General features: G+C 53.1%; 17 protein-coding genes. 8 read left to right on the forward strand and 9 right to left on the reverse strand.

Annotated elements, in window-relative coordinates; translation table 11 throughout:
* Window positions 1-151: 151 nt before the first annotated feature.
* The 5 genes from ABYA77_RS00975 (at window position 152) to ABYA77_RS00995 (ending at window position 6,808) form a co-directional block, all read left to right on the forward strand.
* Window positions 152-1,642, forward strand: coding sequence for a leucyl aminopeptidase (locus ABYA77_RS00975; RefSeq protein WP_372964054.1), 1,491 nt, complete (start codon window positions 152-154; stop codon window positions 1,640-1,642).
* A complete protein-coding gene (locus ABYA77_RS00980) occupies window positions 1,632-2,144 on the forward strand; it encodes a DNA polymerase III subunit chi (protein WP_372964055.1) in 513 nt (170 codons plus the stop codon). Before ABYA77_RS00975 ends, ABYA77_RS00980 begins: the two co-directional genes overlap by 11 nt.
* Before the next feature lie 339 nt (window positions 2,145-2,483).
* Window positions 2,484-5,336 carry a valine--tRNA ligase gene (locus ABYA77_RS00985; RefSeq protein WP_372964056.1) on the forward strand — a complete coding sequence of 951 codons (2,853 nt, stop codon included), beginning with the start codon at window positions 2,484-2,486 and terminating at the stop codon, window positions 5,334-5,336.
* Between the two features lie 4 nt (window positions 5,337-5,340).
* Window positions 5,341-6,225, forward strand: a complete 885-nt coding sequence (locus ABYA77_RS00990; protein ID WP_372964057.1) for a ketopantoate reductase family protein — start codon at window positions 5,341-5,343, stop codon at window positions 6,223-6,225.
* 25 nt (window positions 6,226-6,250) lie between these two features.
* The gene (locus ABYA77_RS00995; RefSeq protein ID WP_372964058.1) at window positions 6,251-6,808 is read left to right on the forward strand and encodes a cob(I)yrinic acid a,c-diamide adenosyltransferase; all 558 of its coding nucleotides are present in this window, start codon (window positions 6,251-6,253) and stop codon (window positions 6,806-6,808) included.
* Between the two features lie 23 nt (window positions 6,809-6,831).
* Here ABYA77_RS00995 and ABYA77_RS01000 read toward each other — a convergent pair whose 3' ends face one another.
* From ABYA77_RS01000 to ABYA77_RS01015, 4 genes are all read right to left on the reverse strand, one after another.
* Window positions 6,832-8,862, reverse strand: coding sequence for a methyl-accepting chemotaxis protein (locus tag ABYA77_RS01000; RefSeq protein WP_372964059.1), 2,031 nt, complete (start codon window positions 8,860-8,862; stop codon window positions 6,832-6,834).
* A 101-nt stretch (window positions 8,863-8,963) separates the two neighbouring features.
* Entirely contained in the window at window positions 8,964-9,851 is an 888-nt protein-coding gene (locus ABYA77_RS01005) for a histidine kinase (protein WP_372964060.1), read from the reverse strand.
* Window positions 9,852-10,439: a 1,6-anhydro-N-acetylmuramyl-L-alanine amidase AmpD gene (gene ampD / locus ABYA77_RS01010; RefSeq protein WP_372964125.1), complete on the reverse strand. Its 588-nt coding sequence runs from the start codon at window positions 10,437-10,439 to the stop codon at window positions 9,852-9,854.
* A 134-nt stretch (window positions 10,440-10,573) separates the two neighbouring features.
* Window positions 10,574-12,859: a DUF1631 domain-containing protein gene (locus tag ABYA77_RS01015; RefSeq protein WP_372964061.1), complete on the reverse strand. Its 2,286-nt coding sequence runs from the start codon at window positions 12,857-12,859 to the stop codon at window positions 10,574-10,576.
* Window positions 12,860-13,084: 225 nt separating this feature from the next.
* Between ABYA77_RS01015 and nadC the strand changes: the two genes are divergently transcribed.
* Window positions 13,085-13,924: a carboxylating nicotinate-nucleotide diphosphorylase gene (gene nadC / locus ABYA77_RS01020; RefSeq protein ID WP_372964062.1), complete on the forward strand. Its 840-nt coding sequence runs from the start codon at window positions 13,085-13,087 to the stop codon at window positions 13,922-13,924.
* Between the two features lie 20 nt (window positions 13,925-13,944).
* On the opposite strand, the gene ABYA77_RS01025 is transcribed toward nadC, so the two are convergent.
* Genes ABYA77_RS01025 through ABYA77_RS01045 form a run of 5 tightly spaced genes read right to left on the reverse strand, consistent with a single transcriptional unit; the run spans window position 13,945 to window position 17,667 of the window.
* Window positions 13,945-14,280 carry a YqcC family protein gene (locus ABYA77_RS01025; protein ID WP_372964063.1) on the reverse strand — a complete coding sequence of 112 codons (336 nt, stop codon included), beginning with the start codon at window positions 14,278-14,280 and terminating at the stop codon, window positions 13,945-13,947.
* Between the two features lie 14 nt (window positions 14,281-14,294).
* Window positions 14,295-15,092, reverse strand: a complete 798-nt coding sequence (locus tag ABYA77_RS01030) for a ParA family protein (RefSeq protein ID WP_372964064.1) — start codon at window positions 15,090-15,092, stop codon at window positions 14,295-14,297.
* A gap of 50 nt (window positions 15,093-15,142) precedes the next feature.
* Window positions 15,143-15,826, reverse strand: coding sequence for a DnaA regulatory inactivator Hda (hda, locus tag ABYA77_RS01035; RefSeq protein ID WP_372964126.1), 684 nt, complete (start codon window positions 15,824-15,826; stop codon window positions 15,143-15,145).
* 11 nt (window positions 15,827-15,837) lie between these two features.
* Window positions 15,838-16,398: a CDP-alcohol phosphatidyltransferase family protein gene (locus ABYA77_RS01040; RefSeq protein WP_372964065.1), complete on the reverse strand. Its 561-nt coding sequence runs from the start codon at window positions 16,396-16,398 to the stop codon at window positions 15,838-15,840.
* A 21-nt stretch (window positions 16,399-16,419) separates the two neighbouring features.
* A complete protein-coding gene (locus tag ABYA77_RS01045) occupies window positions 16,420-17,667 on the reverse strand; it encodes a DUF2066 domain-containing protein (protein ID WP_372964066.1) in 1,248 nt (415 codons plus the stop codon).
* A 230-nt stretch (window positions 17,668-17,897) separates the two neighbouring features.
* Here ABYA77_RS01045 and purM point away from each other — a divergent pair, with 230 nt between their 5' ends.
* Window positions 17,898-18,962 (forward strand): phosphoribosylformylglycinamidine cyclo-ligase, encoded by a 1,065-nt coding sequence (purM, locus tag ABYA77_RS01050; RefSeq protein WP_372964067.1) that lies wholly within the window; start codon window positions 17,898-17,900, stop codon window positions 18,960-18,962.
* Complete coding sequence (gene purN / locus ABYA77_RS01055; protein WP_372964068.1) at window positions 18,959-19,621, forward strand: phosphoribosylglycinamide formyltransferase; 663 nt, start codon at window positions 18,959-18,961, stop codon at window positions 19,619-19,621. The genes purM and purN overlap by 4 nt, the downstream gene beginning before the upstream one ends.
* Window positions 19,622-19,677 lie beyond the last annotated feature (56 nt).

The raw sequence follows: 19,677 nt of genomic DNA on the forward strand, positions 1-19,677 counted from the left end.
TTGCAGCCGATTGACAGTAAAGCGCTCATAGATTGGAACCATCGTAGCAATATAGGCCGACTCCTTGATTATTCGATGCTTAACCCCAATCCTAAAGAACATGTATTGAGCCAGCCTCAGCAAAAAAACTAATCATATGACAGGAGTTGCTATGAATTTCAGCCTGAGCAGCAAAGCCATCACGGCCACCAAAACCGATTGCCTTGTTATCGGCCTGCCTGAAAAGGGTGAATGGCCAGAAACCACCAAGGCTGCGGATGAAGCACTTGGAGGGCTGATCAAGCAACTGGATAAAGCCGGAGACGTAACAGGCAAGAATGCCTCTGTTAACACCTTCCCTCTGATCGACCAACCCTGGAAACGAATCATTGTCGTCGGCACAGGCAAAGATAGTGAACGCAACCTGGCCAACTACCGCAAAGCTTTAATTGCCACTTTGGGTGCACTGAAAGACGGCCCCTCCAGCAACGCCCTGATCTGCCTGGCAGACACCACCTTTCAAAGTCAAGACGCTGCCAGCTCTGAAGAAGCACGCCTGAACCTGATCGGCCGCACTCTGGAAGAACAACTTTATACTTTCACAGACTACAAGAGTGAAAAACCTGCCGCTCGCAAGCTGAACAAAGTCGTCATTCAGACCTCTACCGCCGATAAACCCCGGAAAGACGCCTTAAACCTGGGGTTGGCCACCGGCCGCGGCATGAACTTCACCCGCGACCTGGGCAACACCCCGCCCAACATCTGTCACCCAATCTGGCTGGCTGAACAAGCCGAAAACATGGCCAAAGAATATGACAACATCAAGACCGAAGTGCTTGATGAAAAACAGATGGAAAAGCTGGGCATGAACACCATTCTGGCCGTCGGAAAAGGCTCCAAACAGCCACCACGCCTGATTGTCATGGAGTACCGTGGCGGCAGTACCAAAGACAAGCCCTATGCCCTGGTTGGCAAAGGTATCACCTTTGACTCAGGCGGAATCAGCCTGAAACCAGGTGAAGGCATGGACGAAATGAAATATGACATGGGCGGCTCCGCAAGCGTACTAGGCACCATGCAAGTGCTGGCTGAAACCAAGCCCAAAATCAACGTAGTTGCAGTAATTGCTGCCGCTGAAAACATGCCAGATGGCGGCGCATCACGCCCCGGCGACATCGTCACCACCCTGAACGGCATGACCGTAGAAATTCTCAACACCGATGCCGAAGGCCGCTTGGTATTGTGCGATGCACTCACCTACGTTAAAAAGTTCGAACCACAAGCTGTTGTGGACCTGGCAACCCTGACAGGCGCCTGCATCATCGCACTGGGACACCACGCCACCGGCCTGCTGTCCAATAATGACGAACTGGCCAACGAACTGCTGTCTGCTGGCGAAAGAAGCGGCGACCGGGCCTGGCGTCTGCCTCTGTGGGACGAATACCAAAGCCAGCTCGACAGCAACTTCGCTGACATGGCCAACATCGGCGGACGCCCGGCCGGCACTATCACTGCCGCCTGCTTCCTGTCCCGATTCGCCAAAGACTACCGTTGGGCCCATCTCGATATCGCCGGTACTGCCTGGAACTCTGGCAAGGCCAAAGGCGCCACCGGCCGCCCGGTCCCCCTGCTGGTCGACTACCTGATGTCTCATGCCGGGTAAGCAGTTAAACAATCCCGTGGAGCCCGGCAGCTCAGCTGCCGGCACCTCCGGCCGGGACGCAAAAAACCAACGCTACTGGTTTCACATCCTCGCCCAAAACACCCCAGCCGCCCGCAATCTCCACGCAGCCAAACTGGTGGACAAAGCCTGGCAGCAAGGCGACCGTGTGTGCGTACTCTGTGACAACCAGCAACAAGCGCAAGAACTCGATGACCTACTCTGGAACTTCACCCCAGATGCCTTCATCCCCCACAGCATCGCAACCGATGCAAACACCCCATGCTCAGACCCGGTCGGCATTTTGCTTTACCCACCCGCAGCTTCCGACTGGGACACAGTCATCATCCTGTCGTCTGCCCTGCCCGGACAGTCTGACCAATACCGAAGGCTGGCACTGGTCGCCCAAAACGACCCTGCGGTACTGAACCAAGCTCGCGGCCACTACAAACAACTGCGAAAGCTGGGCATAGAAGCGCGGGTACACGACATGCGAAAACGCTGACTAACACGTTTGTCCGTCAAAATGCATACGGTCGCGCACGAATTTTCAGGAACATCAAAACCAAGCATCCTTGTATACAAGCGAACAGCTCCGAATTTGAACCGCGTAGTTGGGATAAGCTTTCCAAAAATTTCGTAGGCCATGGATGGCCGGAGAGAAGCGCACATGGATGTGCTCGAAGCGGTTTTTGGAAAGCTTATCCCAACTGCCCAGGCACCCAAATCCGAAGGCTACTGGACGAACACCTAGCCGAAGGTTCGCCGCAACCAAACCGACCATGTATAATCGCCGGTTTCAAACTTTCCCTCGTGAATCAACCAACGGTCACTGCAGAAACCCATGGAAAAAACCTACCAGCCAGAAAACATAGAGCGCCAGTGGTACGAAAACTGGGAGTCTAAAGGGTACTTCCGCCCCAGCGGAGAAGGCCAGTCCTATAGCATTGCTATCCCGCCACCTAACGTGACCGGAAGCCTGCACATGGGCCACGCCTTCCAGCACACCATCATGGACACCCTCACACGCTACAAGCGCATGCAGGGCAATAACACCGTCTGGACCGTCGGCACAGACCACGCCGGTATCGCCACCCAAATGGTTGTTGAGCGGAAACTCGCTGCAGAAGAAGGCAAAACCCGCCACGACCTCGGCCGGGAAGAATTTATTAAACGTATCTGGGAGTGGAAAGAAGAATCCGGCGGAACCATCACCCGCCAGATGCGCCGCCTTGGAAACTCCGTAGACTGGAGCAACGAACGCTTCACCATGGACGAAGGCTTTTACAAGGCCGTACAAGAAGTCTTCATTCGCCTGTACGAAGACGGCCTCGTCTACCGCGGCAAGCGACTGGTCAACTGGGACCCGAAACTACACACTGCCATCTCCGATCTTGAAGTAGAGAACAAAGAAGAAAAGGGTTTCTTCTGGCACCTGCGCTACCCGCTGGCCGACGGCGCAACAACCCAGGACGGCAAAGATTATGTAGTGGTCGCCACTACCCGTCCCGAAACCATGCTCGGCGACACCGCCGTAGCCGTACATCCGGACGACGAACGGTATCAGCACCTGATTGGCAAATACGTCGTGCTGCCGTTGGTAAATCGCAGAATCCCGATTGTAGCCGACCACCACGCCGACCCGGAAAAAGGCTCCGGCTGTGTGAAAATTACTCCGGCTCACGACTTCAACGACTACGCCGTCGGCAAACGTAATAGCCTGCCGATGATCAACGTCCTGACCCAAGACGCCAACATCCGTGAGGTCGCCGAAGTCTTCAATAGCGACGGCACCGAAAACACCGACATCGACGGCAGCATGCCAGCAGCCTACGCCGGCCTGACCCGCGAAGCAGCCCGCAAGCAAATCGTTGCAGACATGGAAGCTGCTGGCCTGTTGCAGCAGGTTGAAGACCACATACTCAGCGTACCCCGCGGCGACCGCTCAGGCCTGATCATAGAGCCCATGCTGACCGACCAGTGGTTTGCTGACGCAAAAACCCTGGCCAAACCTGCGATTGAAGCCGTAGAAGACGGCCGTATCCAGTTTGTCCCCAAGCAGTACGAAAACATGTACTTCTCCTGGATGCGCGATATCCAGGATTGGTGTATCTCCCGCCAGTTATGGTGGGGCCACCGGATTCCAGCCTGGTACGACGCCGACGGCAACATCTACGTTGGCCGCAACGAAGACGACGTGCGCAAGAAACACAACCTGGCCGCCAGCCTGGAACTGAAACAAGACGACGACGTTCTCGACACCTGGTTCAGCTCTGCACTGTGGACCTTCGGCACTTTAGGCTGGCCAGAAATTACTGAACGTCTGAAAACCTTTCACCCAACTGACGTGCTAGTGACCGGCTTTGACATCATCTTCTTCTGGGTCGCCCGGATGATCATGATGACCATGCACTTCATGAAGAACGAAGACGGCACACCACAAGTACCGTTCAAAACAGTTTACGTAACCGGCCTGATCCGTGACGAACACGGCGACAAGATGTCCAAATCCAAGGGCAACGTGATCGACCCGCTGGACATGATCGACGGTATCACTCTGGAAGACCTGCTGAAAAAGCGCACAGGCAACATGATGCAGCCCAAGCTGGCTGAAAAGATTGGCAAGCGCACTCAGAAAGAATTCCCGGAAGGCATCGCCGCTCACGGCACTGACGCTCTGCGTTTCACCCTTGCAGCTATGGCCACTACCGGTCGTGACATCAACTGGGATATGAAGCGACTGGAAGGTTACCGTAACTTCTGCAACAAGCTTTGGAATGCTGCTCGTTACGTGCTGATGAACACCGAAGGCGAAGACTGTGGTGTAAATGATGAGCCGGTAGAACTGTCACTGGCTGACCGCTGGATCATCAGTGAACTGCAGCACTGCGAGCAAGAAGTGATCCGTCATCTGGAGCAGTACCGTTTCGACCTGGCCGCCTACGCCCTGTACGAATTCATCTGGAACGAATACTGCGACTGGTACCTGGAACTGTCGAAGCCCATGCTGAACGACGATAACGCCAGTGCTACAGCCAAACGAGGCACACGCCGGACTCTGGTTCGCGTTCTGGAATCTATCCTGCGGCTTGCACATCCGATGATGCCGTACATCACCGAAGAAATCTGGCAGCGTATTGCTCCGCTGGCAGGAAAGAGCGGCGACAGCATCATGCTTCAGCCATTTCCACGGCCAGAAGAAAGCAAGCAGGATGCCACTGCAAAAGCTGATATCGACTGGGTAAAAGGCGTCATCGTCGCCGTTCGAAACATCCGTGGTGAAATGAACATATCTCCGGGCAAGCCTGTACCGGTATTGCTGAAAGGCGGCAACAGCGAAGACGAACGTCGCCTTAACGCAAACCGTCAGTTCCTGATGTCTCTGGCAAAACTTGAAAAGCTGGAATGGCTGGGCTCTGACAAAGCCCCTATGAGTGCCACCCAGCTCGTTGGCGAAATGGAAGTTCTGGTCCCAATGGCCGGCCTCATAGACAAAGATGCGGAACTCAAGCGTCTGGATAAAGAACTTGATCGCCTGCAGAAAGACATCAGCCGTGTAGAAGGCAAGCTGAACAACGAAAAGTTCACATCCAAAGCTCCGGCTGAAGTCATTGAAAAAGAGAAAGGAAAACTGCGCGATGCTCAAGGCAGCCTGCAGAGGTTGAGCGCACAGCGAGCTGAAATCGAGGCCATGTAAGGCCATGATAGCCATTCTGGGAGCCGGCTCTCTGGGCCGGCTCTGGGCCGCTAAACTTCCAGCAGGACAAGTGGCCTTTGTGCCTCGCCCGGAACAATCAGCCAAACAACTGGCCTATAAACTCCGGCCCCTTCAGGGGCCGGACGAGCAAGTTATCGTACCCTGGCTGGATTACTCTCAGCCAACATCTCTGCTAATCGTTACCACCAAGGCCGGTGACACCGTTAACGCCTTAGCCCCCATACTTGCCCGGTTTCCCAGCGATACCCCAATCGTGCTCTTCCAAAATGGCCTGGGCAGTCAACAGCGCGTCGCTGAAACCTGGCCAGACCGACCAGTTCTAGCCGCCACAACGACCGAAGGCGCTAATCGGCCTGAAGCCGGGCTCACGATCCATGCCGGGCAAGGTGAAACCTGGGTCGGTGCACTTACAACCACGGGCAAAATCCATCTCACCAATTCAGTTTCTTTGCTCGCTCTCAGTAGCCTGACCGTTCATGCGGAGCAGGACATCCTGAGTAAGCTCTGGCAAAAATTGATCATCAATGCCGGCATCAACGCCTTCACTGCCATTCTTAATTGCCCAAACGGAGAGATACTGGCTCACCCCTTTTATCTCCAATGGATATCTCCTTTATGCGACGAGATCAGCAAACTGATGAGCGCCAGCCGTCAAAAGGAACAGTCCGCCAAAGCCATACAGAATGCGATTGAGACCGTGGCCCGCAGAACGGCCAGAAATACATCCTCCATGAGAGCCGATATTTTGGCTGGCCGGAATACCGAAATCGACTTTATAAATGGTTATCTCGTGCGTCTTGGTCAGGATTACGGCATCGATACCCCAGTGAACCAAATGCTCACCGAGCAAGTAAAACAACTTAACTGACTGTCTATTAGCAGGAGCGCCACGCATGGGCAACCGCCTATCAAAGATCTACACACGCACCGGAGATGATGGCTCCACAGGCTTGGCAGACGGCAATCGAATTACCAAGAACGCCCTGAGAGTTGAAGCCATGGGGACAGCCGATGAGCTGAGTTGTCATATAGGCATTCTCGTGGAAACCCTGCCCGCCGAAGATGCCTTGATTGACGTATTTCGCCGAATACAGCACCACCTGTTCGACATTGGCGGAGAGCTTGCAATTCCCGGCAGCAAAGTTATTAGCAACGAACACACCAACTGGCTGGAACAGGTGCTTGACCATTACAATGAAGACTTGCCACCTTTGAAAAACTTCATTCTACCGGGTGGATCCATCGCCGCAGCCCACTGCCACTTAGCACGCGCAGTCTGCCGTCGTACTGAGCGGGTGGTGGTTGGTCTGAGTCAGGAAGATGCCATAAACCCTGCAGCACAACAGTACCTCAATCGACTTTCCGATCTGCTGTTCGTAATTTCCAGGGTGTTGGCTCGCAGGGATGGTGCTCAGGAAATTCTTTGGGAACAAAAAAAATCCGGCCTGTAAAGGCCGGATTTTTATCAACTGCCTCAAACTTTAAATGTCTGAACAAGCTTCTGAAGTGAAGCTGTAAGATCCGACATCTGACGAGACGACTCCAGAGTTTCCTCTGCGTTCGCTGCCGTAATATGGCCAAGCTCACCAATACTTTCTACGTTCGCATTAACATTCTGGGCAACAGCAGACTGCTCTTCCGCGGCCTGCGCAATCTGATGGCTCATATCCACAATTTCTGAAATACCCTGAGCAATACGATCCAAAGCCTCGGTCACTTCATCAGACTTCTGTACGGTCAATTCAGTAGCGCCATGGCTGCTCGTCATCGCTGAAACAGCTTCCTTTACACCACCCTGTAACCGGGAAATCATATCCTCAATCTCTTCCGTGGACTTGTGCGTCCTTTGCGACAAGGAACGAACTTCGTCAGCCACTACCGCAAAACCACGGCCATACTCACCTGCACGGGCGGCTTCAATCGCGGCATTAAGTGCTAACAGGTTTGTTTGCTCTGCAATGGCTTTAATTTCAACCAACACCTGACTGATATTATCGCTGTCTTTGTTAACCCGGTTAATAACCTCAACTGCACCGGCAATCTCGCCGGCCAGCTTATTAATGGTTTCAACCGTATCAGCCACAACTTTACGGCCGGTTTCGGTATCCCTTTCGGCACTACCGGCACTGTCAGCAACCCGGTGCGCGCTCTCGGTCACCTCATTGACAGCATCCACCATCTGCCCCATAGCTTCATTAATCTGGCTACTTTCATCCATCTGGCGAGCTACTGCTTCGCTATTCGCTGCAGCCGTCTCATTAACTCTGACGGCCTGCAGCCCCACATCCGCCGTCGTGCCACTAACAGAACGGATCAGCTCAGCAATTTTGTCCGTCATATTATTAAACTCACTGGTCAGCTCACCCAACTCATCACGGTTGGAAAGCTCTATGTGAGTCGTCATATCGCCGGCAGCCACATTTCTTGCTGCCAGGCTGAACCGGTTAATGGCAACCCGGACCGACATAAAGAACCCGATATACAGGTATACGACAACAAGCATCACCGTGATAAGGGCAACAAAAATCAGGGCGCGCTGCTGAGTCTCACTTTGTAGCCGGCTCTTCAGGTTGTCACCTACAACCTGAAAAATATCTTCGGTCAGCGTGTCATAGTGTTTCAACTCGCCCGATACCTTTGCCTCATACTCTTGCCAAGGCATATCCAGTCGCATTGGAGAGATAATGTTTAAGTCCAGCTCTTCGCGAACAACCAGCAGACTTTCATCCACGCTCGCGAGCGTTCCGCCAGACGACTCAGCCAATGTATCAGAAGTTTCTTTTGCAACCAGCAGACTTGGAGACAGCAGTGAGCTGCGATTCGTCAACAGGTCAAATATTTCGTTCAGGTTCTCACTCAGAGCAGAGCCTAACCGGCCCTCAATCAACGCAAAAATACCGTATGAACGAGCGCCACCAATTGCGTTACGGGCATCCGGCAATGCTGAACGCACCAATCCCAGCAACAATAAATTTTCCCGTGATGCATCCTGGCCAAGGCCCGAAACTTCGATAGTAGCAGGCAATACTGCACGAACCTTCTGGACAAACTCTTGATAGATCTGGAACTGCGGGCCCATTCTGACCTGATAATTTTCATTGGTCCGGAGTGCCTGCCATTCTTTCTGCAGGTTCTGGACCTGCTCCTGCCAAGACCCGGTTGAGTCGAAAGACCGGCGTGGCTCTGCCAGGTCGGCAAGCAAGACATCTATTCGATTAGCCGAGGCTTCAGCTTTCGCTAACAGCTCAGGCTGCTGCTTCAGAACCCCCGGAGACTGAAAGTCCCGGAAATCCATAGCGGCCGACAATAGCTGCTCTGCTTTTTGAAGCTCTACCAGCCCCTCAATACTCCGGTTCATCGTTTGCACAGACTGGTTAAGACCTGAAATAACCAGCCAGGACAACACCAGAATAGGGCCAAGAAACAGGATGCTGATGAGGCTGAATTTGTAAACCATCGGCAGCCGATTCATCAATGCAATTGCTGGATTAATTATATAGTTCACAATGCCCTCACGCCGATTCTAAAAGCTGAATCTTGGTTCTTTGTTTTTTTGATTATCGCTCAGAGCCACTACAATTTAATCACTACTAAGTGTTATTCCACTTATACCACTCCGGAGATAACCAGCAACGCAATTGCGCATATCCAGACCAGCATGCTTCGGTTTAGCAGGTCCCTGATGGCAATCAGGCTGCGCCCGCCGAAACGGGGCCACTCCTCCGGGTGCACCTGAGAGAAACGCTCCGGATCAAGTGCATACCCGGTTAACGACCCGTTAGCGGAAATCATTAGGACTTCCGACGTCGATTTTTTGAGACCCGGTATAACCTGGCCAACTTCACGCGACCAGCCTGCAAGATCTCCCGCCAGACCAAAAGTGCAGGAAAGCAGTCTGGCTGGTAGCCAGCTAACCCAGTCCGCCGCTTTTCTGTATGCTGGCCTTGCGCCTTCTTGCGGCCATTGCTCAGCAAGTGCTACCAAACCCCTGGCCAGCAACGCCATGCCTATGCCCCCAACGACATACCAGAAAACAACCAAGAAGAATCCTTCAAAAGCCGACACCATCAAGGCCTTCGACACCGATAAATGTAAAGCATCAGGAGAGAGTGCAGCACCCCGCTCCGCTGCAGGAAGCCGATCCCGAACATGATACCAGGCACTCTGCATGTCTCCTCGATGCCAGGCTTCCGAATAGGCTTTTAACGCTGCTCTCCAGCCAGGCACCCCCATCAACAGTACCAGCACCAACAACTCAAGTGGATAGATTGCAAGCCGGAATCCTGTCCGTTCGGCGACAATCGTCAAAGCGATCAGGCCAAGAGCCGGTAACACGATCACTCCATAACCCTTGGCAAGCGCTTGCTCATGACCCGCTTTTACCTTTGTTCCCCAGTGCAGCCAAGTACGCCAAAGACCATCCCCACGGAATGTTTCCAGACGATCCAGCTTCCGGCGAATAATGTATGCAAACAGAAAAACCACCAGAACCATTCAGATGTTCTCCGTTATTTTCAGAAGCCTTCGAAAATGAGCCCAATGGAAAGCCGGCCCGGGATCTGTTTTTCTACCAGGTGCAATGTCGCAATGTCCGGTGATGCGGCCAGGCGTTACTGCAGGCCACGCAGCCATAGTTAATGCAGTGAGGCGCGCCAGCGTTTGGTACTGACGTTCGGTGTACGGAATGTCGTCAGCACCCTCCAGCTCAACGCCAATCGAAAAATCGTTGCACTCCTCTTCAGATCCAAAACACGAACGGCCTGCATGCCAGGCCCGGTCAAGACAACTCACAAACTGTACAACGGAGCCATCTCTTCGAACCAAGGCATGGGCTGACACCTGCATATCAGCGATTTCTGAAAAATAGGGGTGCGCATTCCGGTCAAGCTGATTACAGAAAAACTGTTCAATATAAGGACCGCCAAACTGCCCCGGAGGAAGACTGATATTGTGCACCACCAACAAGGAAATACTGGAGCCTTCAGGTCTGGGGCCAAAGTTTGGGGAGGGGCACCATCGGCTACCGTGGAACCGGCCAGTCACTCTTAACCGTTCAACCTGCTCGCTGAACTGAGTGGTAATAGAAAATACATCAGAAATGTCAGATCGTGTGTTAGGCAAGGCTCATCCGTAGGTGCAATGAGTGATTCATCGCTTTTGATTGAATCACAAAGCGCCTGCAGATGCTATGAAATGCCGAAGCGGGCATGGCACAATCAATCTTTCCGACTGTGCCGAAGGTTATCAATAATCGACTCCAGGGCACGGTCAAAAATCAATCCGTCATCCAGCAAGATAACTTCCCCATCTTGCATGGCCTGGGCCAGTTCATCCCGAAGGTATTCTGCAACCTTTGCACCGCTTCGATTTACAAAAATGTACTTCCCGGTTGCTTTAATAAATGCCGCCAGCTTACAGCGCAACCGAGTGCCGTCTCGCTGCAACTCCAGCCAGGAGCCAACGCGCAACTGATCCGCACTTTCAAGCCACTCTTGAGCTGGCGCAGCAACAGGCACCGTATCGGCAGATGATTCATCTACAATTTCCACCGACGGAGAAGTATCCGTGTCCTCAGCATCCTCCGGAGTGTCGGACAATGCATCTGGCACGGCAATAACCGGTTCTGCATATCCAGCAACATCCGCTTCAACTTCAGAAACATCCGGGTGAGCTGAAACGTCATTCGTCCTTTCTACCGGTGCAGTCACCAGTTTTTGGAAAACATCAACATGGACCAACTCCAGGTCCCTGATAACAGCATCTGTCGCGAAGGGATCCCAGGATATTTCCTGAAGCGCTTTCCTTAAATCCTCGACCACCTCAGGAATCGCCCGCAACAACTCCGAACGGGTGTCGGCTGACACTGGCTGCGGATCGACACTCCATACCAAGCGACCCGTGAGCTCACAGGCGTGTGCCCACAAAGAGCTATCTTCGCCATGGCGCAAAGCAACCCACTGCAGGTAGCGCGACCAGGGTTCGTTCAGCAGCTGAAGAACCGAGTCAGGTATTTCATGGTTCTCGATCTGTTCCTGAATCAAATCAACCGCTGCCTGGTTAGCACGCTCCTGTCGCGCTCTACCCTCTTCCGCGTCTCTTAAACGCTGTTCCACCAACTCCCTGCGTCGACGATCCAGATCCATGAAATGACCAAAATCGGTCAGGAGCTCTTCGAATAGCTCAACACTCTCCGTGAATTCAGACAGCACCCGCCCAACGACCTCTTCAATTTTGTCACGCAGCGGATCCCGAATGCCCGGGCGTTTTTCTGTCCAACCAATTGCTGCCAGAGCCAGCTCGTTCAGCAATTTCCGAACCGGGTGCCCACCACGATTGAAAAAATTCCGGTCACTCAATGCGACTTTTAGTACCGGTATCTGCAAACGCCCGATGAGCGCTTTCATAACCGAGTGAAGCTGTCGATCTTCCAGAATGAAATCAAACAACATGGAAACCAGATTAATGACATCCCCGTCAACCTGGTCTACAGTCGCCCTGTCACCTTCCGGAGATTGCAGTACTGTCTGTAATTGATCTCTCAGAGGCGCGACCTGATCACCCTGATAGTTTTGTAACGAACCTTGAAGCTCGTTCAACCGCGCCATCAACCGGTCGGTATCAAGAACCACTGTACCAGGCTGCAGTGCCCCCCCTGAGTGCCCGCGGCCTTGATGCAGCAAGGCACTTAATTCATTGAATGTCGGCGTCGCCGGACTTTGCGTATAACGGGATTGCGCGATGAATTCACCATCGCCCCCGGAATGTGCGGATGCTGGCATAACACGCCTATGCGGCACCTGGGGCCCGGCCGCAGGTGGCTTTTTCATTTCCGGCATAACGCCTTCTGCAATCAGAGTCTGGTTACAGACCTGATAAAAATCTCCAAGCTGTTCCGTCAGCATGCGCTCAAACAATTTGAGAATAACCAGCTTGGCTCGTATATCAATATCCAAGCCAGCACAGGCCTCAGCTATGCCGCCACAGAGAACTTCTGGGCTAAGCGGCATCTGAACTTCCGCCAATGACAGTTCGGGCACCAGATGCCTCACTCTGGCCGTCAGCAAACTCAAAGATTCCTGATACCGGTTACGCAGCCGGTTGATCAGATTTTCCATCGCAACTTGCTGCTCAAGGTCTGAATGGTCAACCAGACTCAATGAGTCAGGATCAACCTCTTCCAGCGAATTACTTTTGCTGACTGGATTAAACCGCCCCAACTCATTAAACGCCTGACTTACATACTGGAGAATCGAAACGGTCATGGACTTGCGCTGCAACCGCAACTCCCGCATAGCATCAAAATAGGCAGTCTGATCCTGGTTAGAGCCCGCCCGATCGGCTAATGCAAACAAGCTGTCGTCTGCCTGCTCAAAAAAACGCGCCAATACTGTCTTCAGGGATTGCCCCGAAGTATCACGGAGCCGCACCAACGCCACCGGCAGAGAAAATCTACCTATCGACGCCTGCCCCCCCAAGTGAACGACCTTATTGTCTTGCGCCATGGAGATACTCCGGTTCAAACCTGTTAAATAATGTTAAAACACGCTCTATGTACATCATATAGGCGGGGCGTGTCACCTTGTGTCAGAAATTGTCACCTTTTGTTCGATATAGAACTGAGTCACACTTTGCATTATCTGTGCCCGTCATTTTGATAAAACCCGAACGCGCAGTAGAATTGCGCCCCTACTTAAACATCATTCACCTTTCAGAGCCGGACAGCCATCATGATCACCCCTGAACTGCTTCGCCAGGCCCGCATAGAAACTGTCGCACAAAGCCTTCGCGAGGATATTGGCGATGGCGATATCACTGCAATGCTGATTCCTGCAGACAAGCAGGCACAAGGCCGTGTTATCACTCGTGAGCCCGCACGCCTTTCAGGAAAAGATTGGGTTAACGAAGTTTTCAGGCAGGTAGACCCTGGCGTTCACCTGGAATGGATGTTCAATGATGGTGACGATCTGCAACCCAACGACATCATCTTCCGTATGTCTGGCCCGGCCAGGTCGCTTCTGACCGCTGAAAGGTCTGCTCTGAACTGGCTGCAGAGCCTATCCGGAGTGGCAACACAGTGTGCCGCGTATGCCTCCCGGGTTGCTCATACCAAAGTGCGCCTGCTCGACACCCGGAAAACCTTGCCAGGGCTGAGGCTTGCACAAAAGTATGCGGTATCCTGTGGCGGGTGCGGCAATCACCGGTTAGGTCTGTGGGATGCGTTCCTTATCAAGGAAAACCACATCGCTGCCTGCGGATCTATTGCTGCCGCTGTTGCAGAAGCGCACCGAATTGCTCCAGGCAAACCTGTTGAAGTAGAAACTGAAAATCTGGAAGAGCTGAAACAAGCTCTGGACGCCGGCGCAGACATTATCATGCTGGATGAGTTTTCCCTGGCCGACATGGAGCAGGCTGTGAAACTGGTTGGGGGGCGAGCCAGACTTGAAGCATCCGGAGGTATCAATGAGCAGACTCTGGTGCCCATCGCTGAAACCGGCGTGGATTACATTTCCATCGGTGCTCTGACCAAAGATGTTAAAGCCATCGATTTATCCATGCGCCTGGAATAACACCCTGGGCGCATCACAGATCAACTGCCTGACAGCAGGTCGTCCATATGTTTCAGCGCCCGGGTCAGCCTGGCGCCCGGCAGATTCCTGCCCCTGAAGTACTCTTCAGCCATCGGAGCAATACCAGATACCGAAGGTAAAGGCCGCCCAGCCTCCACTAACTGTCTCATCCGCTCAAGAAAAACGAACTGGAGCCACTGGGTAAACTCCATGGTGTCCAGGCAAAACGGCTGGGTGCTCTCAAAAGCCTCCGGAGGTAGTGCCTCCAATTGCCACGCATCCAACTGCCTGAGCTCCAACTCAATCTGAAGCAAGCTATCGGCAACCCGCTCCAAATGGCTCTGCACCTCACTCATGCACTGTCACTCCATCAATCAGCAAGTGGTTCCAACTCCACGGTTTCACCGTGCAAAATCCGATAAAGATCTTCAAATTGTCTGGTTAGCGCATGCTTCGGCGCCATATATATTAGCGGCTGCCGGCTTTGGTGCGACTCCTTCATCTTCACAGAGCTGGTTAAACGCACTGGCAGCACCGGCAACCCTTCTTCAATAAGCTCTCTGACCAATTTTTTGGGCAGGCTAGCCCTTGGCTGGAATTGGTTAGCGACAATACCTTCAACAACCAGCTCCTCGTTGTGATCTTCCTGCAACTCGCGAATTTCATTCAGAATGCTATACAGCGCCTGGCGAGAGAAATCATCGCAATCAAATGGGATCAGACAACGTTGTGCTGCAATCAGAGCCGAGCGAGTATAGAAATTAAGAGCAGGTGCAGTATCAATAAAGATTTCATCAAAACTGTCACCGAGCTTCTTCAGAAACTCACGCAGCTTGTAAATTTTATGCTTGGCTTCAAGTTTCCGCTCAAGGAAATCAAGCTCCGGACTGGATGGCAAAACAAAGAGATTGTCGAAAGGCGTAGCGTGGACAAACTCATCCGGACGGCGAGTAAACATGCTGAAAGCTACCGTCTGCTCCAGTAAGTCTGCAACCGTATCCTTGAGTTCAGAGGCCGGTTTCCCGAGAAGGTAATGTGTTGAGTTGCCCTGAGGGTCCAGGTCCACCACCAAGGTACGCTTTCCCCTGGCAGCGCTGATAGCCGCAAGGTTACAGGTAATACTGGACTTGCCCACGCCGCCTTTCTGGTTGAATACAACCCGTCTCATGTCGTCTCTCCAAGAATATTTATAGTTTTATTTTCTTTATTATCAGCTGGCTACCAGCCCATGACAGCTTTCACGAAGGGGATGGTCAGCCGCCGCTGGGCCTGAAGGGAATTTTCATCCAGCGTATCCAGAATCCCCAGCAACTCACCGAGCTTTCTCGGCGCTCTGCGCATAATGTAGCCAGCCACATCATCACTCATTACCAGGCCCCGCTGCTCTGCTCGCGCCATCAGTATGTGCATCCTGTCTTCATCGCGATACAGCCCCAACTGGAGGAGCAAGCCGTGAGACAGTCTCGAAACAAGATCCGGCAGGTCGAAAGGCAGAGACCCGGGAACTTCAGACAAAGTCACCACCAACAGACCACCATGATCAAGCACCCGGTTATAAAGGTGAAAAATGGCTTCTTCCCAATTCGCGTTGCCTGCAATTATATCAAGGTCATCGAGGCAGACGATGGGATGCGCCTCAAGACCTGCCAGAGCCTCCGGCCCAAAAGGCAGCAGCTCAGTAATACTAATGCAAACTCCGCCACGCCCCAATTGCTCAGCCTTATGACAGGTAGCCTGAAGCAAGTGACTCTTGCCAGTATCTGAATCACCGCAAATAACTACAGCCGGCAACCCCTGAGGAGCCTGGCATACAGCTTCAAGGCGTCGGGCTACCTCCCGGTTCCGGGCCCCATGAAAATTGTCGAAACGAGCGTCATCCCTGAGCTTGACCCCGAGGATCATTTGAGACGGTATCACGACCGCATTGCCCTCCAGGCCCTTAAGCTCCACACAAGAACATAATGTCCGCCACTATACACAGCCGAAATGGCTACCAGCCAGATGCCCGCGTCCCGAATCCATGATTCCATAGGCAGGTCCGCCAACAGAATAATAATGGCCAGAACCACAAGTATCTGGATAAAGGTGTTAAATTTCCCCGGGATACTCGGCTCCATTTCGAAGCGCCCCACACCATAATGATAAGCTAAGCCACCGCATACGATAATCAGGTCGCGCCCCAGCACCAGACCAAACAGCCAGACAGGCAAAATACCGGTGATCGTTAACATCAGGTAAGCTGTTATTAACAAAGCTTTGTCTGCCAGGGGGTCAGCAATCGCACCAAGCCGGCTCTTCCAGCCGAAATACCGGGCAAGAAAACCATCTACTGCATCAGTAAAAGCAGCCACAATAAAGATCAACAGAGCCAGCCGGTACCCCCCATCAAGCAAGGCAGCGGCAAACGGAATGATCAGAATGATCCGCAAAAACGTCAGGGCATTGGGAATCCAGCGCCACTGCTGCGATTTCACGTGGCAGCCCCCATCAGATTATCAGTCGCCATCACCATTGCCTGGTGCTAACTGCCAACGGTAGTACAGCACCTCATACAGAGATTCAAAAGCCTGTGCGGCATCCTGCTCATCCCCTTCTGGCAAAGGCTGATACGCAAGCGCCGCACTACTACCAACGGTTCCGACACCGGACTCGCCTGTCACAGGCTTAATGGCAGGAGCAGTCTGCTCAACCGGCGACCTTGCGGGAGGAGCCATATTTTTTGCTTCCTGCATTACAAATCTCGAATCAAGAGCGATGTATTCACGCAACTGGTTCAACTCTCCGGTAAACGTTACCTGCACTGTAAGCCGCTCACCCCGGATACGCGAAGGCCCTACAGCGCGCACCGGCGTCAGTCCCTGAAGCGCTTTAACCACATTGCCGTAGTCCGCCAAAGTAGTAACGCCGTCCAGAACAACATCTACCTTTGGCGAGTCCCCGACATTACCTGCAGATACCGCATAGCGACTGGCATAAAGCTCCGCCCACTGATCCACAACTTTGACAACAAGAGCTTCCGGGCTTTCGGCATTGGCAGAGCGTTCGCTTGCATCCATACCCATGCCTTTAAACACCCAGCCTGCACGCCATTGCCCGCCGGAGCGGCTAATGCGCATCAGGGCCATTACATCATTGGGGAGGCCTTTGGAAGCGTTATCAATACGCCCGACAAACTGGCCCCACAGGTCAGACAACAATGCCCTGTCCCCTTCGAAACGGTCCGGAGGAAAGGCCACTGGCAGGCCGCGCTCAGATGCGGCAGCCCTAAAAAGCTGACGCCACATTCCGGCCCCGTCAGACAAAGAATCCGGTGTTTCAGAATGAGTAATCAATTGACGCTGACCACGATCTTCGATTGCGATCCAGGCCAGAGTCAACGGGCGATTAGCTCCCCACACGGGCGCACCTATAGCCGCCAAGGCACGATTCACACCAACCGCGCCAAAATTCATCTCAAGACGGGCTTGTCCCGGACTCTGTCCGACCTGATAGGACAACAATAACGATTCTGCATTATCAAGAAGTTCGTCAGCGCCCTCGAGTTGCAAAACATCTCTGCTCCCCGACACTCTGACCAACACCTCCTTCAGCCCTGCCACATAACCAGCTTTTAAATCGGACGCCCCTGTGCCGGACACCGGCACATCTGCGTTATAGAGTCCTGTAGTAGTCACTGCCACTGCAGGCGCAGCGACAAACAAGGCACTAACCATAGCGATGGCGACCAGCGTTGCTCGTATCATTCTTGCTGAATATCCATTAACTGATTTCGTCATGTAGATGTAGCACCCTGCCGTTCCCATGATTCGCGCACAGGATACACCATCACCTGTCAGCTGAGTAGCAAGGCCCGCCTTGCCGTTTGGCAATATATAAATAGAGGAATCGTGCCTGTATCGGGAATTCCGGTTGGCCGCCCTGAGCCCACCTGTTAAAATCCGCGGCCAGACCCATTGTCCAACGGTTATTTTCCATGAGCGAACAGAAGCCCTCCCTCACCTATCGCGATGCTGGTGTTGATATTGATGCTGGTAACGAACTGGTTAACCGCATAAAGAATACTGCGGCCAAAACCCGCCGCCCCGAAGTACTTGGCGGGCTCGGCGGCTTTGGCGCCATGGTGTCCATTCCGTCGGGATACAAAGAACCCGTTCTGGTCTCCGGCACTGATGGAGTAGGCACCAAACTTCGTTTGGCCATGCAACTTCAAAAGCATGACAGTATTGGCATCGACCTGGTGGCCATGTGCGTAAACGATTTAATCGTTGGCGGTGCAGAACCTCTGTTCTTCCTGGACTATTACGCAACCGGCAAACTGAACGTTGATATTGCCGCTCAAGTAGTTGAAGGCATCGGCAAGGGCTGCGAATTATCAGGATGCGCTCTGGTTGGTGGCGAAACAGCCGAAATGCCCGGCATGTACGAAGGCGAAGACTATGACCTCGCCGGATTCTGCGTGGGCGTTGTTGAACGTAACAACATTCTGGACGGCAGCCGGGTTAAATCAGGAGACGTATTACTGGCACTGGGCTCGTCAGGCCCACATTCAAATGGCTACTCCCTGATTCGCAAAATCATCGAAGTAAGCGGTGCTGACCTGAGCCAGCCGATGGGCGACAGCACCCTGGCAGATTCACTCATGGCACCCACCCGCATTTATGTAAAGAATCTACTAGAACTCATTCGTAAAGTAGACGTCAACGCAATGTCGCATATCACTGGTGGCGGGCTGCCTGAAAATATTCCCAGAGTGCTTCCGGAAGGCACTATCGCTGCAATTGATACCGAAAGCTGGGAACTACCTCCGGTATTCCAGTGGCTGAAAAATGCGGGCGGCGTGGCTGCAGAAGAAATGTATCGCACCTTCAATTGCGGTATTGGCATGATTGTATGCGTACCAGCAGACCAGAAGGATCTGGCCATCGACACCTTGAAAACACTGGGCGAAAGAGTCTGGCAGGTTGGCGTCATTGAAACAGCAGAAACCAGCAGCTCGGCATCAGAAATTCGTTACGCTCCAGGATTACTGAAAGCATGAAGGCAGATCCCTCGCCGCTACCAAAAATTGTCGTTCTGGCTTCGGGCAGCGGCACAAATCTGCAAGCGCTGATTGATGCCAGCCGGGAAAGAAACTTTCCCGGCGAGATCATCGCTGTTGGCAGCAATCGCCCAGAAGCCTTTGCACTGGAACGAGCAGCCCAGGCAAATATCGATACCTTCGTGATTGACCATACGAAATTCGGTTCACGGGAAGAATTTGATGCCGCCCTGCTGGCAGAGCTTCACCGGAAAAACCCGGACGTTATCGTTCTTGCAGGCTTCATGCGCATTCTGACGCCAGATTTCGTCCGCGCTTTCCGCGGCCGGATGCTGAACATCCATCCATCCCTGCTCCCCGCTTACACAGGTCTGAACACACACCAAAGGGTGCTGGAAGCCGGCGATAAAGTTCACGGCGTATCCATTCACTTTGTCACCGAAGAGTTGGATGGAGGGCCCGTAATCGCTCAGGCTGAAATAGCCGTAAACGACAACGACACGCCAGAATCCTTGGCTGAGCGCGTTCTGCAGCAGGAACACACCCTGTATCCGATTGTTCTGCGCTGGTTTTGTGAAGGTCGCATTCAGCTTGCAGCAGGAGGTGTTCAGTTTGATGGAGAGTTACTCCCAAACCCTATGCGACTCTCTGACAACTGAACAGACTGTCATCTTCCCAAGGCCAGGGAAAGGCTAAACTGTCTACGCATAGACAG

The organism is Marinobacter sp. (assembly GCF_041595835.1).
In the GTDB taxonomy this organism is placed as follows: Bacteria; Pseudomonadota; Gammaproteobacteria; order Pseudomonadales; family Oleiphilaceae; genus Marinobacter.